General features: G+C 68.7%; 14 protein-coding genes. 2 read left to right on the top strand and 12 right to left on the bottom strand.

Features of this window, described 5'->3' with window-relative positions; translation table 11 throughout:
- Positions 1 to 13: 13 nt before the first annotated feature.
- The gene (gene eno / locus ASF43_RS26325) at positions 14 to 1,312 is read left to right on the top strand and encodes a phosphopyruvate hydratase (protein WP_056188077.1); all 1,299 of its coding nucleotides are present in this window, start codon (positions 14 to 16) and stop codon (positions 1,310 to 1,312) included.
- A gap of 12 nt (positions 1,313 to 1,324) precedes the next feature.
- Here eno and ASF43_RS26330 read toward each other — a convergent pair whose 3' ends face one another.
- The gene (locus tag ASF43_RS26330; RefSeq protein WP_056188080.1) at positions 1,325 to 2,215 is read right to left on the bottom strand and encodes a LysR family transcriptional regulator; all 891 of its coding nucleotides are present in this window, start codon (positions 2,213 to 2,215) and stop codon (positions 1,325 to 1,327) included.
- A gap of 133 nt (positions 2,216 to 2,348) precedes the next feature.
- Here ASF43_RS26330 and acpA point away from each other — a divergent pair, with 133 nt between their 5' ends.
- Positions 2,349 to 4,034, top strand: coding sequence for an acid phosphatase (gene acpA / locus ASF43_RS26335; RefSeq protein ID WP_056188083.1), 1,686 nt, complete (start codon positions 2,349 to 2,351; stop codon positions 4,032 to 4,034).
- Between the two features lie 6 nt (positions 4,035 to 4,040).
- Here the strand turns inward: acpA and ASF43_RS26340 are convergent, their stop codons facing one another.
- From ASF43_RS26340 to ASF43_RS26385, 11 genes are all read right to left on the bottom strand, one after another.
- Positions 4,041 to 5,141, bottom strand: a complete 1,101-nt coding sequence (locus ASF43_RS26340) for a cytochrome-c peroxidase (protein ID WP_056188086.1) — start codon at positions 5,139 to 5,141, stop codon at positions 4,041 to 4,043.
- Entirely contained in the window at positions 5,138 to 5,821 is a 684-nt protein-coding gene (locus ASF43_RS26345; RefSeq protein WP_056188089.1) for an SCO family protein, read from the bottom strand. The genes ASF43_RS26340 and ASF43_RS26345 overlap by 4 nt, the downstream gene beginning before the upstream one ends.
- Positions 5,818 to 7,146 (bottom strand): selenium-binding protein SBP56-related protein, encoded by a 1,329-nt coding sequence (locus tag ASF43_RS26350; RefSeq protein WP_056188091.1) that lies wholly within the window; start codon positions 7,144 to 7,146, stop codon positions 5,818 to 5,820. Before ASF43_RS26350 ends, ASF43_RS26345 begins: the two co-directional genes overlap by 4 nt.
- 246 nt (positions 7,147 to 7,392) lie before the next feature.
- Positions 7,393 to 8,061, bottom strand: a complete 669-nt coding sequence (locus tag ASF43_RS31020) for a hypothetical protein (RefSeq protein WP_156373530.1) — start codon at positions 8,059 to 8,061, stop codon at positions 7,393 to 7,395.
- 271 nt (positions 8,062 to 8,332) lie between these two features.
- Complete coding sequence (locus tag ASF43_RS26355) at positions 8,333 to 8,665, bottom strand: type II toxin-antitoxin system RelE/ParE family toxin (RefSeq protein ID WP_056188094.1); 333 nt, start codon at positions 8,663 to 8,665, stop codon at positions 8,333 to 8,335.
- Positions 8,662 to 8,916 (bottom strand): type II toxin-antitoxin system ParD family antitoxin, encoded by a 255-nt coding sequence (locus tag ASF43_RS26360; RefSeq protein ID WP_056188097.1) that lies wholly within the window; start codon positions 8,914 to 8,916, stop codon positions 8,662 to 8,664. Before ASF43_RS26360 ends, ASF43_RS26355 begins: the two co-directional genes overlap by 4 nt.
- 59 nt (positions 8,917 to 8,975) lie before the next feature.
- Positions 8,976 to 9,908 carry an AEC family transporter gene (locus ASF43_RS26365; RefSeq protein ID WP_056188101.1) on the bottom strand — a complete coding sequence of 311 codons (933 nt, stop codon included), beginning with the start codon at positions 9,906 to 9,908 and terminating at the stop codon, positions 8,976 to 8,978.
- Positions 9,905 to 11,797, bottom strand: coding sequence for a bifunctional sugar phosphate isomerase/epimerase/4-hydroxyphenylpyruvate dioxygenase family protein (locus ASF43_RS26370; RefSeq protein ID WP_056188104.1), 1,893 nt, complete (start codon positions 11,795 to 11,797; stop codon positions 9,905 to 9,907). Before ASF43_RS26370 ends, ASF43_RS26365 begins: the two co-directional genes overlap by 4 nt.
- 6 nt (positions 11,798 to 11,803) lie before the next feature.
- Positions 11,804 to 12,250: a type II 3-dehydroquinate dehydratase gene (gene aroQ, locus ASF43_RS26375; RefSeq protein ID WP_056188107.1), complete on the bottom strand. Its 447-nt coding sequence runs from the start codon at positions 12,248 to 12,250 to the stop codon at positions 11,804 to 11,806.
- A 14-nt stretch (positions 12,251 to 12,264) separates the two neighbouring features.
- Positions 12,265 to 13,311: a Gfo/Idh/MocA family protein gene (locus ASF43_RS26380; protein WP_056188110.1), complete on the bottom strand. Its 1,047-nt coding sequence runs from the start codon at positions 13,309 to 13,311 to the stop codon at positions 12,265 to 12,267.
- 11 nt (positions 13,312 to 13,322) lie between these two features.
- Complete coding sequence (locus ASF43_RS26385) at positions 13,323 to 14,321, bottom strand: TRAP transporter substrate-binding protein (RefSeq protein ID WP_056188111.1); 999 nt, start codon at positions 14,319 to 14,321, stop codon at positions 13,323 to 13,325.
- Positions 14,322 to 14,353: the final 32 nt, after the last annotated feature.

Here is a 14,353-nt window from a genome sequence, read left to right on the forward strand (position 1 = left end):
CGAGCACCACGACATGAGCACCATCACCGACATCCAGGGCTTCGAGATCATCGACTCGCGCGGCAATCCCACCGTGGCGGCCCGCGTCACGCTGGCCGGCGGCGCCAGCGGCGAGGCGGCCGCGCCGTCGGGCGCCTCCACCGGCACGCGCGAGGCCGTGGAACTGCGCGACGGCGACACGGCGCGCTTCGGCGGCAAGGGCGTGCTGCGCGCCGTCGGCCATGTGAACGACGAACTGCGCCAGCTGCTGCTGGGCCGCGACGCCCGGGACCAGGCCGGCAACGACCAGGCCATGGTGGCGCTGGATGGCAGCCCCGACAAGTCACGCCTGGGCGCCAACGCGCTGCTCGCGGTGTCGCTGGCCGCGGCCAAGGCCGCCGCGGCGCATGCGGGCCGGCCGCTGTACCGCGCGCTGGCCGGTGCGGACAGCGGGCCGCTGCAGCTGCCCGTGCCGATGATGAACATCGTCAACGGGGGCGCGCATGCCGACAACAACGTCGACATCCAGGAGTTCATGGTGCTGCCGGTCGGGGCTCCCAGCTTCGGCGAGGCGCTGCGCCACGGCGTGGAGATCTTCCACGCGCTCAAGTCGGTGCTCAAGGCGCGCGGCCTGGCCACGTCGGTGGGCGACGAGGGCGGCTTCGCGCCGGACCTGCCGTCCAACGTCGCGGCGCTGGACACCATCATGCAGGCCATCGAGGTGGCGGGCTTTCGCCCCGGCCACGACATCCTGCTGGGCCTGGACGTGGCCAGTTCCGAGTTCCACCGCGACGGCCGCTATGTGCTGGCGTCCGAGGGCAAGTCCTTCAGCGCGGCGCAGTTCGTCGAGACCTTGGCGGGCTGGGTCTCGGCCTATCCCATCGTGTCGATCGAGGACGGGCTGGCCGAAGACGACTGGGACGGCTGGCAGCTGCTGACGCAGCGCCTGGGCGGCCGGGTGCAACTGGTCGGCGACGACCTGTTCGTGACCAACACCGCGATCCTCGCGCGCGGCATCGACCAAGGCATCGCCAACGCGGTGCTGGTCAAGCCCAACCAGATCGGCACGCTGACCGAGACGCTGGCCGCCATCGCCATGGCCACCCGGGCTGGCTACGCGGCCGTGGTGTCGCACCGCTCCGGCGAGACCGAGGACACGACGATCGCCGACCTGGCCGTGGGCACCAGCGCCACGCAGATCAAGACCGGCTCGCTGTGCCGCTCCGAGCGCGTGGCCAAGTACAACCGGCTGCTGTTGATCGAGCGCGAGCTGGGTGCGCAGGCCCGCTACGCCGGCCGGGCGGCGCTGGCGATGTCGCGCAGCGCAGGCTGAGCGATGTGCGCCTCAGTCGGGTTCGCTTTCAGGCCAGATCTCGTGCAGCGAGCTCAGCAGGGCCTGCACCGTGGCCGATTCCTCGTCGGCGCGGCGGTACAGCAGCGACAGCGGGCAACGCAGCCGCACGCCGGGCCAGGCCACCACATGCCGAGTGGCCAGCGCCTGCGTCAGCGCGCGTTCGCGCATCAGGCCCAGCGCCACGCCCGTGTGCACCAGCTCCAGCATCGAGGCTTCCTGGTCCGCCTGCACCACGGTGCGGTAGCTCAGGCCACGCTCGGCGAACATCTGGGTCGCCAGGCCGTGCTGCGAGCTGCCGAACGGCGTGGCCATCCACGGCATGGCCGCCAGCTCGGGCCAGCCGGCGGTGCGCAGCCGCTCCTCCCAGCCCGGCGGGCCGATCACCACGTAGTGCTCCATGAGCAACTGGCGCACCGCGATGTCGGGGTCCTTCACCACGCCGAGGAAGAAGCAGGCATCGACCTCGTGGGCGCGCAGCATCTGCAGCACGCCGCCGGAGATGCCGTGCGACAGCGAGACATCGACCTGCGGATAGAACTGCACCATGGCCGCCAGCAGCGCGCCCAGGCGAATCGACTCGGGGTCGATGATGGTCCCCAGCCGCAGCGGGCCCGACACCGTGCCGCGCAGCGAGGCGGCCACCGTGCCGATCTCCTGCACGGCATCGAGTGCATGCACGGCCAGCGGCTGCAGCCGGCGGCCGGCAGCCGTGGCCGCCATGCCGCTCGGGTTGCGCACGAACAGCAGGACGCCGAGCTCGTCCTCCAGGCTTTTGATTTGTTTGGACAGGGCCGATTGCGTCAGGTGAATCTGTTCGGCAGCTCGCACGAGCTGCCCCTGGCGGGCCACGGCCAGGAAGGCGCGAAGTTGATGCAGTTCCATGTTGCAGAAAATTTTGTGCGCATTATCCGCGCCACATTTCGGCCAAGACATCGTATGCAATGGCGCGGAGGTCACCACCACGCTTAGCCCGCACCACTGCCTCCATGTGACCCACCCACGACCACAAGAAACCATGACAGATCGCACACCCACCACTTCGAACGACCCTGCCAGCGACACGGAACAGCCTGCTGCGCCGGCCCTCAAGCGCCGCCATTTCCTGGGCGGCATCGCCACCGCCGGGCTCGGCGCCGCTGTGGCCGGCTGCGCCAGCGACGTTCCGCGCAGCAGCGTTGCGAGCACGACCGACGCGGCGCTGCAGGCCCATGTGAAAACCGTCGTCGTGATCTACGGCGAGAACCGCAGCTTCAACAACCTGTTCGCGGATTTCCCAGGGCTGGAGAAGCCGCTGTCGGCGCTCAAGCCGGGGGACTTTGCGCAGCGCGACCGTGACGGCACGCTGCTGGCGAGGTTGCCCCAGACCTGGGGCGGCGTCGTGCATGCGCCGCAGACGGTGGAGGGTGTGGCCTACGAGGCGGACAAGCAGTACCAGGGGGAGTTGCCCAACGCGCCGTTCGTGCTGAAAGGCCCGCAGGGCGAGGGCCTGCCGCTGGGCCTGGTGACGCGCGACCTGGTCCATGCCTTCTATCACAACCAGATGCAGATCAACGGTGGGCGCAACGATGGCTTTGCCGCCTGGACCGACGCCGGCGGCATCACCATGGGCCACTACGGCGACTGCCGCTTCAACCTGCGGCTGTGGGACATTGCGCGCGAGTTCGTGCTGTGCGACAACTTCTTCCAGGGCGCATTCGGCGGCTCGTTCCTGAACCACCAGTACCTGGTGACCGGCACCGTGCCGTTCTATCCGGACGTGATGAACTCGCCGGCCCGCGTGCAGGTGGCCAGGCTGCAGAGCAGCGACCCGACCGACCACCGGCTGGCGCCGGCCGAGGGCAGCCCCGCCAGTGCCCTGGACGGCCCGCCCAAGTTCGGACCGAACGCGCTGACGCCCGACGGCTATGCGGTCAACACCATGCAGCCGCCTTACTGGCCGACACGGGTGCGTGACGCGGCCAACCCGGCCTACGCGGATCCCAAGCTACCCAACGTGCTGGTGCCGCAGGTGCACCACCATATCGGGGACAAGCTGGACCGCAAGGGCGTGGACTGGGCCTGGTACGGCGGCGCCTGGCAGGCCACGATCGACCAGTTCAAGGACTCGCCGGGCGTTCCGGCGATCCCCAACTTTCAGTCGCATCACCAGCCGCTCAATTACTTCAAGAACCTGGGGCCCGAGAACCCGGTGGCCCGCGCAAGGCACCTGCGCGATGGTGGCCTGGGCGACGAGAGCCGCACCAACCGCTTTTTCGCCGACATCGAAGCCGGCCGGCTGCCGCCCGTCACGTTCTACAAGCCGCAGGGCAACCTGAACATGCACGCCGGCTATGCCGACGTGGCCTCGGGCGACCGGCACATCGCGCACGCGATCAAGCTGCTGCAGGCCAGCCCGCAATGGAAGAACATGGTGGTGGTCGTGACGGTGGATGAGAACGGCGGGTGGTGGGACCATGTGCCGCCGCCCAAGGGCGACCGCTGGGGGCCGGGCACGCGCTTGCCGGCCATCGTGGTTTCGCCGTTCGCACGCAAGGGCACGGTGGACCACACCATCTATGACACCGGCTCGATCCTGCGCCTCATCACCCGCGTGTTCGGCCTGGAGAAGCTCGACGGGCTCAAGGCCCGTGACGACGCGATGCAGGCGCGCGGACAACTGCCCATGGGCGACCTGAGCAACGCGCTGCAGTTCCCGGCCTGAAGCGGCTCAAGGGCGCGCTGGGCTGCGCCGGACCCGCTGCGCCAACGCTGGCAAGCCTGCACTGTCGAGTGTGCGCAGGAACGCCGCGAGCGCTGCCTTGTCGGGATCGCTCAAGGCCAGTGGTGCCAGCAACGGCCTTGCGCCGTCGATTGCCCCGGCGCCTTGGTCGTAGAACGCCACCACGTCCTCCAGCGAGGCCAGCGAGCCGTCGTGCATGTAGGGCGCCGTGCGCGCCACATCGCGCAGGCTGGGCGTGCGAAAGGCGTGGCGGTCGGCGGGGTCGTGTGTCACGGCGAAGCGGCCCGGGTCGGGCTCCGGCGGTGGCGCGAAGCTGGCCAGGTCGGCATCGCGCAGCTCGGTGTGCACGCCAGGGGCCAGCGCCACGCGCGTGAGCCGGCGCGCCAAGGGGCGCTGGCCGGCGCCGGTGACGTGGAACTTGCCATCGGCCAGCAGCGCGGATGTCTCACCGATGCTGTGGCACTGCACGCAGCGCGCGGCGCCGATGAACAGCCGGTAGCCGGCCTGCTCCTGGGGCGTCAGCGTGGGCTGGCCGGCATACCGCCAGCGGTCGAAGCGCGAGTCGCCGGCCACCAGCGTGGCCTGGAAGGCGGCCAGGGCCTGTCCCACCGTGCGCTCGCTGGGACGGCCGCCCAGGGCCTGCTCGAAGCGGCCACGGTAGTCCGGCAGGCTGCGGATGCGCGCCAGCACGTCGGCCACCGAGGCATTGCCCATCTCATCCACATGCAGCAGCGGCGACCAGGCCTGCGTGACCAGTGACGTGGCCCGCCCGTCCCAGAACAGCAGCGGGCGCCACGCCACGTTCAGCAGCGAGGGCGCGTTGCGCTGCAGGCTGGCGCCGGCCAGGCCCACGCCGCGCTGCGAGGCGGTGGAGGCGAAGCCCAGCTCGGGCACGTGGCACATCGCACAGGACATGCTGCCGTTGGCCGACAGGCGCCGGTCGAAGAACAGCTGGCGGCCCAGGGCGATGGCCGCCGCGTGGCGCGGGATGTCGGCGTCCACGGGCGGCTCCGGAAGGCCCAGTACAGGGCCGGCCCAGGCCGGCGCGGCCGCCACCAGCAGCGCAGCCAGCACGGCGCCTGCCGTCATGGCGCGTGCGCGCGGTCCTGCAGCACCAGCGTCTCGATGTCGTTCAGCATCACCTCGGGGTGCAGGAAGGCGCTGCTGTAGATCTCGCGCACCATGCCGCCCTGGTCGATCAGGAACACCTTGAGCATGTGCGTGATGGCGCGCGTGGGCCGCCCGTCGGCATCGCGCTCGACCTCTACGTCCTGGCCGTAGCCGTCCAGGATGGGCTTGAGAAATCGCATCGAGTAGGTGGTCAGGAAATGCCAGGGCACGGCGGCGGACCTGGCGCGCCCGCCGCCGTAGAGCCGCATGGCGTCGGGCGTGTCGTGCACGGGGTCGAACGACAGTGAGACGAAGCGCACCTGGCCCTGGAGCGCGGGCCTGGCCGCCACGCGCTGGCGCAGGTCTTCGAAGGTGGCATAGGCCAGCGGGCAGCCGGTCGGGTCGGTGCAGTAGGTGTAGACGAAGGACAGCAGCGTGACCGCGCCATGCGTGTAGCGCGCGAGCCGGCGCGGCACGCGGTCGCCCTCCAGCACCACGCCGTCGGTGGCCGGCTGGATGACGGGCAGGGCGTAGCTGCCGGGCGGGTTGGCCACGAAGCCCTGTACCGGCCGCTGCACCAGCGGCACCTCCGGCCCGGCGGCCAGCGCCGCGCTGGCGGCCAGGGCCCACAGTGAGGCGGCAAGGCGGGCCGCGGTCATCGCAATGCCGCCACCTGCGTCGTGGCCGGCACGGCCGTGCTGTACGACGCGGCCTTGGCCGAGAACTTCATGTGGTGCGCGCGGCCCAGCTTGGCCTTGTAGAAATCCACCATGAAGTCGGGCTTGAGCGCCTGGCCGTCCCAGGTGTAGGCCTTGAGGAACTGCTCGTCGTCCGCGCCCTTCTTGTCCCAGTTGGCCAGCAGCGACGAGGTGATGTACACGCGCTTGCCGTCCCAGCTCTGCGACACCATGTTGACCTGCTTGCCCGTCACCTGCTCGAAGGTCTGCTTCGGCTGCTCCGGGTCCGTCATGTCGAAGTAGCGCGTCTTGCCGTCCATGAACGTGTTGACCCACAGGCCCTTGCCGTCGGCCGTGATCGAGATGTCCACCGGCAGCGGGATCTTGGCCGGGTCGCCGATGGTCGCCACCTCCTTGGCCTGCCACTCGCCCTGGCCGTCCTGCTTGACGAGCCACAGCTTGGAGGTGAGCGCGGTCGCCGTCACGGCCCAGTTCTGCCCCGAGGCCAGCGACCAGCGGATCTCCAGCGGTGCGCCGGGCACCTCGAACACGCGGCGCGGCTGCATGGCCTTCAGATCCCACAGCGCCATGGTGGTGCCGAAGTTCTTCATGGCCGCCGCGTCCTGGATCAGCGTGCCCATGTCCATCATGTAGTTGGTCCAGCCCGTGAAGCTGGAGCTCAGCATCAGGTTCTTCTCGGGGTGCACCGCGATGTCGTAGCCGTATCCGTCGCCCCCGCCGATCTCGGCCTGGCCCTTGGGCATGGGATGCAGCGAGACCAGCTTGCCCTGGTTGCTGTAGACCGCGATGCCGGTCGCGCCGCCGTGGTCTTTCGCGTTCGACAGCCCTTGCACCATCATGCGGCCCGGCAGCGCGTAGAAGGTGTGTGGCCCGACGAAGCCAGTCTTGGCCGCGAAGTCGCCGATGGTGCGCACGAGCTTGGGCCTGGCCGGGTTGCTGCCCACGTCGAACACGAAAATCTTGTTGTCGTCCAGGCGGCCGGCCCACAGCTGCTTGCGGTCGTCCGTGAAGCCCATGTGGTGCGCCTCGCCGCGCCCCCCGACCGACAGGCTGTGGATCACCTGGCCGTAGGTCTTGCTGCCGGGCGCCACGTCGATGGTGACGAGCTTGTCCGAGCCGTCGCCCATGCCCTGGACGCCCAGCGTCCACACGTGCAGGTAATGCTCCTGGCCCTTGATGAGCCGGGCCATGTAGGGCGAGTTGCAGGTCTCGTCGGCCTGCGCGGGCGGCAGGCCGAGCAGCAGCGCGGCAGCCGCGGCCAAAGGGATGAGGCGGAACGCTGGCATGGGCTGTCTCCTTTCTGCGGGTGGACCCAGCCGGCGTGCAGACCCCGTTCGCCGGCTGTGTGGAGCGTGCTTGCGATGTGGTCCGGCAAGCGTGACAGCTTTCGCGCGCGTTGAACAGGGGAGAGGTGTTACGGCTCGTGAGGCGGCGTGGGATTGTCAGACCGCAGGGCGGCCTTTGCGGCTCGAATGTCCCAAGCGCGGCATCGTCGAGTGGGCTCAACCACCGGCGAGCGGTCCTCTGCTTGACTAGATTGAAAGCCCAAGGGCTCGGGCCAGATCCTTCACCGCCTCGTATGCCGGTTGAACACTCCCCACGGTACCGATCACCGCACCTATGCCACCGAGCCAGCGAAGCAGTCGCCCCTTGTTTGGCGTTTCCTGTTGAAGTTCTACCGATGCTTTGTCCACGTCTGCAATCAGCTCCGCACGTAGGTCCGGCGCGACATCCTGTGCGCGGTCCAAACTGTCACGCAAGTTCGCCAGGCCCGCGAGCAGCGCAATCTTTTCGCCGTCGCCCCACGCCTGCTGAACGTACGCTAACGAGCCGGCACCGGTCTGGAGTGAACCAATCGTTCCGTTGTTGTGAATGATCACTGGCATGGGGATTGCCGTAGTTGGCTGGTCTGGGCGTTTTGCTGGCACGTTTCGAAGCGCCCACAGATAGCGCCTCACGAGATTGGCCACGGTTGCATGGGCCAGCGCATAGGTGTGCTCCAGCCCGACCACATGCGTCACGTGAACGCCGAAGCGCCCCAAGTGACGAACGTAGGCTCCTTCAAGCCCTTGATCGGCAGTCTTCAAGGCACGAGTACCCCAATCCAACAGCTGCGCATCGACACCATTTTCCAGCGGGCTTTGGAACGATCGGGGGACCGTCTCTAGTGCGGTCGCGATAGCGCGGGCTCGGTCGGACATGCTCTCTCACTACAGCACAGCGAGTCGCGCGGCAAAGCCAGTACCGCTCGGACCGCGGCCCCGTGAGAACTCAGAACGCTCGAACTCAGTTTGCTTCCTATCAAGATTGACCGATGCGTCCGCAGACGCACTTGAGGACAGCGAGTCAAAGTAGGTTTGGGCCTCAGGTGGCAACATGTTTTGGCCTACTTGCGGACTGAGGCTTGCTGCTTGGTCTGCAGGACATCGGACAAATGGATGGAGTGATCCGGATCAAAGCTTTTGTCAGTCGTCATGGCGGATCGCTGGGCTCCAGCATCCAGACAGGGATGTCGCGCTGGCCGTGCAGCACGCGCCAGACATCGATGTGGTCGTCGCGCTCAATGTAGAAGACCAGATGCGGGTACCGCGTGAGCGGCCAGAAGCGCACGCCCGGTAAGCCCAATTCGTGGGCGTATCGAGGTGAGCCGGTTGTGGGCTGGCGGGCGATGTGCCGATACGCGCGCTCCAGCGCATCGACGAAACCAGATGCGGCAGTGTTGGCCTGTTGTTCCAGGTACCAGTCGATCGCGTCATAGACATCCTGGCGGGCTTGCGCGCGCAGGATGACCGGCTTCTGAGTCAACGTGCGCGCCCTCCCTCCACGGAGGGCTTTCGAATGCGGTCGCGCAAGCTTTGGAAGTAGGCTTCATCCGCCACGCCCGCTGGCGCGGACGCTGCGCCAGCAAGCAGCAAGCCGCGGAGTTGCAGACGGTCCTGATCGCGGCGGATCAGTTCGCGCACGTACTCGCTGCTGGTGCCGTAGCCGCGTGCGCTCACCTGTTCGTCCACGAACGACTTCAGTGTATCGGGCAAGGAGATGTTCATGGTGCTCATGGCGCAAGCTTACGGCAGCTTGGCAAAATTTGGCAAATCGCGGGTCGAATGACCCCCGCTCACACCCACGCCAACCACAGATTGATCGTCAGGAACGACAGCGTCGTCGCCGCCAGCAGCGCCGCCGCGGCCAGGCCATCCAGCCCGTATTTCTGCGCCAGCACCGGGTAGATGCTGAGCATGGGCACGCTCGCGTAGATCACGGCCGCGCGCAGCAGCGAGGGGTCGGCGGGCGGGAACAGCGTGATGGCCAGCAGCACCGCGGCCGGGTGCAGCAGCAGCTTGCCCAGCGCCACCGTGGCCACGTCGCGCAGCATGCCGCCGGGGCGCAGGCCGACCAGCGCGCCGCCGATCACAAACAGTGCGAGCGGGCTGGCGGCGCCGGCCACCACGCCCACGGTGCGCTGCAGCACGTCGGGCACGGGGATGTCCAGCGCCGTCACGCCGATGCCCACGCAGATCGCGATGATGAGCGGGTTGCGCACCAAGCGCGCCACGATCACGCGCAGGCGCGACCACAGGCTGCCGCTGGCGTCGTCCGCATCGGCCGCGGCCAGCGCCAGCGGCACGATCAGCAGGTTCTCGATGAGCATGGACAGCGCCAGCCCCACGCTGGCGGTGGCGCCGCCCACCAGTTGCGAGGCCACCGGGTAGCCGATGAAGGCGCTGTTGGAGTTGGCCATGCCGAGCGACAGCAGCGCCGATTTGGCCGAGCCGTCACCACGCCTTCGCGCCCACCACCAGACGCCGGCCAGCACGGCCAGCGAACCGGCCCCGTAGGCCAGCAGGTAGCGCGGGTTCAGGATGTCGCCCAGCGGGCGGCTGGACAGCGCGCGGAACAGCAGGGCCGGCAGCGCGATCAGCGTCACGAAGCGGCCCAGCACGCGCATCTGGTCCTGCGTGAACACGCCGTAGCGCACGACCAGAAAGCCGCACAGGATCAGCAGGTAGATCGGTGCGGTGGCAGCGAGCACGCTGCCGGTGTTGGTCATGGCGGGGCGCTGTCCCGCCAGAGTGCCATCGCCGCCAGCCGCACCGGCGCATTCGCCGCGCCGTAGCCCGCATAGCCGCCGATGCGCTGCACCAGCTCGAAGTGGAAGCGCTCCTCGAACGGCGCCAGGTAGAGCTGCAGGAACTCGCCGCCGCCCGGCTCGCGGTCGTACAGGATGCCCAGCGCGCGCAGGTCGGCCAGCCGCGCGGCGTCGATGTCGAACTTGGCCTCGATGTCGTCGTAGTAGTTGGCCGGCACGGGCAGCAGCGGCGCGCCCGCGGCCTGCAGCGCGCGTGCCGTGGCGACGAGGTCGTCCACGTGCACCGCAATCTGCTGCACACCGGCACCGCGGAACTGCGACACCGAGCGTGACGTCGAGGTGTTCTCGCGCTCCGACACGGTGATGGACACGCGCACCGCGCGGTCGGCGGATTCCAGCTCGCGGCTGCGGATCACGCCATAGGGGTCGTGCAGCACCACCTGGCGCTCGGCCGACAGGCCCAGCACCGCGCGGTGGAACAGCAGCCAGGGCTCGACCTGCCCGGCCGGCACGGCCTGTACCACGTGGTCGATGCGTGCCGCGGCGCCTGCCGGCGTGGCACGCAGCGCGGCCTCGTCGATGTCGAAGAAGGCTTCGAACGCATGGCGTCCCGCGACCGGCGGCGCACACACATGCAGCAGGCTGCCATCGGGTGCGCGCACGGCCGGGATGCTCAGTTCCTGCGCGCCATGCCCTGTCACGCGCGGGCTCAGCAAAGCCTCGGCACGCGCCAGCGTGGCGGCCTGGTCGGGCGTGGTCAGCGCCAGCGCGCAGACGGATGGGCCATGCAGATCGAAGTGGCTGCGCGCGGGCGAGTCGGCCTCCAGGTTCAGCACGAGGCGCACCTCGCCCTGGCCGTACAGCTGCACGTCCTTGCTCTTGTGCGTGCCGATGCGCGCAAAGCCCATGGACTGCAACCAGCCCGCCATACGCGCGCCCGAGGCCGGGTCGACCGCGAACTCCACGAAGCCCCAGCCGGCCAAAGGCGGCGCGGCCGGCGGGTCGAACAGCGGCACCTTCAGCGCATCGGCCGGCGCGGCATGCCGCACCTGGTCTTCCAGCCACAGCAGCGAGCGCATCGCGTCCACGGCATTGGCGCGCGCCGACGTGGAGCGGAACTCGTCGTTGAACACCTCCAGCGACAGCGGCCCGGTGTAGCCCGCATCCACCACCGCGCGCGTGAAGCGCGTGACCTCCATCTCGCCCTGGCCCGGGAAGCAGCGGTAGTGCCGGCTGTGGCTCAGCACGTCGGTGTTGACCCAGGGCGCATCGGCCAGCTGCACGAAGAAGATCTTCTCGCCCGGCAGCTGCGCAATCGGCGCCGGGTCGTCACGCACGGCCAGCGTGTGGAAGCTGTCCAGCGTGAGGCCCAGGTGCGGATGGTTCACGCGCTTCACGACCTCCCAAGCTTGCGCGAAGCGGTTGACCTTGGTGCCCCAGGCCAGTGCCTCGTAGGAGACATACATGCCGCGCTGCTCCGCCCGCTCGGCCAGCTGCGCGAACTGCTCGGCCAGCAGCGCCGGGTCGCCCAGCGCGTCGGGCTGCACGTTGGAGCAGACCAGCAGCATGCGCGTGCCCAGCTCGGCCATCAGGTCGAACTTGCGCTCGGCGCGCTCCAGGTTGCGCGCCAGCATCCTGGGCGTGGCCGCATCGAAGTCGCGGAACGGCTGGAACAGGTCGATCGTGATGCCCAGGTCGGCCGCCATGCGGCGCACATCGGCCGCGCTGCCGGGGAACTGCAGCAGGTCGTTCTCGAAGATCTCCACACCGTCGAAACGCGCGGCGGCTGCGGCCTGCAGCTTGTCGGGCAGCAGGCCCGAGAGGCAGACGGTGGCGATGGCGCGGCGCATGGTGACTTAGCCTTGCACGGGGCGTGCCAGATTCACGGCCGTGCGCAAGGCCAGCAGGTAGCTGTCCACGCCGAAGCCCGCGATCTGGCCCTTGGCAATCTCGGCGATCACCGAGTGGTGGCGGAAGGCTTCGCGTGCATGGATGTTGGACATGTGCACCTCGACGATGGGGCACTTCAGGATGGCCAGCGCGTCGCGGATGCCGTAGCTGTAGTGCGTCCAGGCACCGGCGTTGATGAGCACGCCGTCCACCTCGTCGAAATACGCCTGGTGGATGCGCTCGGCCATCGCACCTTCGAAGTTGGTCTGGAAGCATTCGACCTCGACCCCCAGCTCCTGGCCCAGTGCGACGAGTTGCGCGTCGATCTCGGCCAGCGTGGTCGTGCCGTACTGCTTCGGGTCGCGCTTGCCGAACATGTTGAGGTTGATGCCGTTCAGCACGAGGAATTTCATGGTGGTGTCCCGGTTCAATGGATGTCCACCGAGCGGCCGCTCTGGGCTGCTTCGGCGATGGCTTCGGTGATCTGGAGGTTCTGCAGCCCGTCTTGCGCGCTCACCAGCGGCGCGGCCTCGCCGCGCACCACGGCGCCGAAGTGCTCGATCTGGTGCTTGAGCGGGTCGTCGCGCACCAGGCCCACGGTGCCCACCTCGAACGGCTTCCACCACGAGCGGTCCTGCTCGCGCGGGTAGGTCTTGAGCCGCATGGTGGGGACCGACAGGCTGCCGTTGGTGCCGGTGACGACGTAGCAGTCCTCGTCGTCGTAGCTCGGGTAGGCCTTGTTCTCCTGGCTGGTCTGCTCCCAGCTGCGCGCGCAGGCCGCGGTGTCCGACAGCAAAAAGCTGCCCAGCGCGCCGTTGGCGAAGCGCAGGTTGATGGCCACCGTGTCCTCCACCGCGAAGCCGCGCGTGGCGTTGGACGCGAAGGCCTGCACGGCCGCGATCTCGCCGCACAGCATGCGCAGGTTGTGCACCTCGTGGATCATGTTCAGCAGGATGGGGCCGCCACCCAGCTCGCGGCGCCAGGGGCCGTCGGCGAAGTAGCTGGCGGCCTTGTAGAAGGTGGCGCTGCCCATCACGCCGACCAGCCGGCCGAGCTGGCCCGAGGCGATGACCTGCGCGGCCTTGGCCATGATGGGGCTGTGCGCGCGGTGGTGGCCGATCAGCACCTTGGCGCCGGTCTGCGCCACGCGCTCGGCCAGCTGCCGGCCTTCGGCCACGGTGGTGGCGATGGGTTTTTCGAGCAGGATGGGCAGCTCGGCCGCGATGCATTGCAGCGCCTGCGGCACATGCAGCTGGTTGGGCGTGGCGAGCACCAGCCCGTCAGGCCGGTCGCGCGCCAGCAGTTCCTCGATCGAGGCGTACAGCGGAACGCCGGCCCGCGCGGCCGTGGCGGCCGCGTTGGGCGATGGATCGACCACGGCCGACAGCGTGCAGCGGGCGCTGGCCTGGGCCACGCCCATGTGGGCCTGGCCGATGTAGCCGGCACCGGCCACGGCGATGCGGGTCCTGCCCATGGCGCAGGGGCTTACTTGCGCACCTTGGCCAGCTCGGCCTGCAGTTCGGCGACCACTTCCTGGCCCACGGTCACGGCATGCTTGGCCGTCACGGGGCGCATCTTGTCGCGCATCTTTGCCACCTCGGCCGGTGGCAGCTCGGTCACCTGCATGCCGGCCTTCTTCATGTTGTCGAGCGCGGTGGCGACCTGGGCGCGCGCCTGCTCGCGCTGGTACTTGGTGGCCTCGGCGGCGGCGCTGGCGATGATCTTCTGCTGCTCGGGCGAGAGGCCGTCCCAGAACTTCTTGCTGATCAGCACCGACTGCGGGTTGTACTGGTGGTGGCTGAGCACCAGGTACTTCTGCACCTCGAAGAACTTGTTGGCGTTGATCACGGTGACCGGGTTCTCCTGCCCGTCGACGGCCTTTTGCTCCATCGCGGCGTAGACCTCGGGGAAGGGCAGCGGCGTGGGGTTGGCATCCACGGCCTTGACCCAGTCCACGTTGATCGGGTTGGGGATCACGCGCAGCTTCAGGCCCGCCAGGTCTTCCACCTTGGTGATGGGGCGCTTGCTGTTGGTGATGTCGCGAAAGCCCAGCTCGAAGTACGACAGGCCGATCAAGCCCTTGGGCACCAGCTTCTCGTGCAGCTTCTTGCCGAAGGGGCCGTCCACGATGGCCTCTACCTCGGCGTTGCTGCCGAACATGAATGGGAAGTCGTAGATCGCGAATTCCTTGACCTGGCTGGCCAGGATGCCGGAGTTCATCGACGCCATCTCCAGCGTGCCGCCCTGGATCGCCGAGACGTTGGCCTGGTCGCTGCCCAGCGTGCCGCCGGGGAACAGGTTGACCTTGAGCTTGCCGCCGGACTTGGCCGCCACGATCTCGGCGAACTTCTCCATGCCCATCACGATGGGGTGGCCCTTGGGGTTCTGCGTGGCGAACTTGATCGTCTTGTCCTGCGCCTGGGCGGCGCCGAATGCGGCGATGGCAGCGGCAGCGACGAGGGTCTTGAGCATCAGTCGTTTCATGGGTGTCTCCGGAGGTTGAACGCGGGTGGGTA

The sequence above is a fragment of the Pseudorhodoferax sp. Leaf267 genome (assembly GCF_001422405.1).
GTDB lineage: Bacteria > Pseudomonadota > Gammaproteobacteria > Burkholderiales > Burkholderiaceae_C > Pseudorhodoferax.

Excerpts from the sequence above, each read along its gene's own strand:
- ASF43_RS26380 (WP_056188110.1), bottom strand. The coding sequence starts at position 13,311 with ATGGGCAGGACCCGCATCGCCGTGGCCGGTGCCGGCTACATCGGCCAG.
- acpA (WP_056188083.1), top strand. The coding sequence starts at position 2,349 with ATGACAGATCGCACACCCACCACTTCGAACGACCCTGCCAGCGACACG.
- ASF43_RS26345 (WP_056188089.1), bottom strand. The coding sequence starts at position 5,821 with ATGACCGCGGCCCGCCTTGCCGCCTCACTGTGGGCCCTGGCCGCCAGC.
- ASF43_RS26330 (WP_056188080.1), bottom strand. The coding sequence starts at position 2,215 with ATGGAACTGCATCAACTTCGCGCCTTCCTGGCCGTGGCCCGCCAGGGG.
- eno (WP_056188077.1), top strand. The coding sequence starts at position 14 with ATGAGCACCATCACCGACATCCAGGGCTTCGAGATCATCGACTCGCGC.
- ASF43_RS26340 (WP_056188086.1), bottom strand. The coding sequence starts at position 5,141 with ATGACGGCAGGCGCCGTGCTGGCTGCGCTGCTGGTGGCGGCCGCGCCG.
- ASF43_RS26350 (WP_056188091.1), bottom strand. The coding sequence starts at position 7,146 with ATGCCAGCGTTCCGCCTCATCCCTTTGGCCGCGGCTGCCGCGCTGCTG.
- ASF43_RS26360 (WP_056188097.1), bottom strand. The coding sequence starts at position 8,916 with ATGAGCACCATGAACATCTCCTTGCCCGATACACTGAAGTCGTTCGTG.
- ASF43_RS31020 (WP_156373530.1), bottom strand. The coding sequence starts at position 8,061 with ATGTCCGACCGAGCCCGCGCTATCGCGACCGCACTAGAGACGGTCCCC.
- aroQ (WP_056188107.1), bottom strand. The coding sequence starts at position 12,250 with ATGAAATTCCTCGTGCTGAACGGCATCAACCTCAACATGTTCGGCAAG.
- ASF43_RS26385 (WP_056188111.1), bottom strand. The coding sequence starts at position 14,321 with ATGAAACGACTGATGCTCAAGACCCTCGTCGCTGCCGCTGCCATCGCC.
- ASF43_RS26365 (WP_056188101.1), bottom strand. The coding sequence starts at position 9,908 with ATGACCAACACCGGCAGCGTGCTCGCTGCCACCGCACCGATCTACCTG.
- ASF43_RS26370 (WP_056188104.1), bottom strand. The coding sequence starts at position 11,797 with ATGCGCCGCGCCATCGCCACCGTCTGCCTCTCGGGCCTGCTGCCCGAC.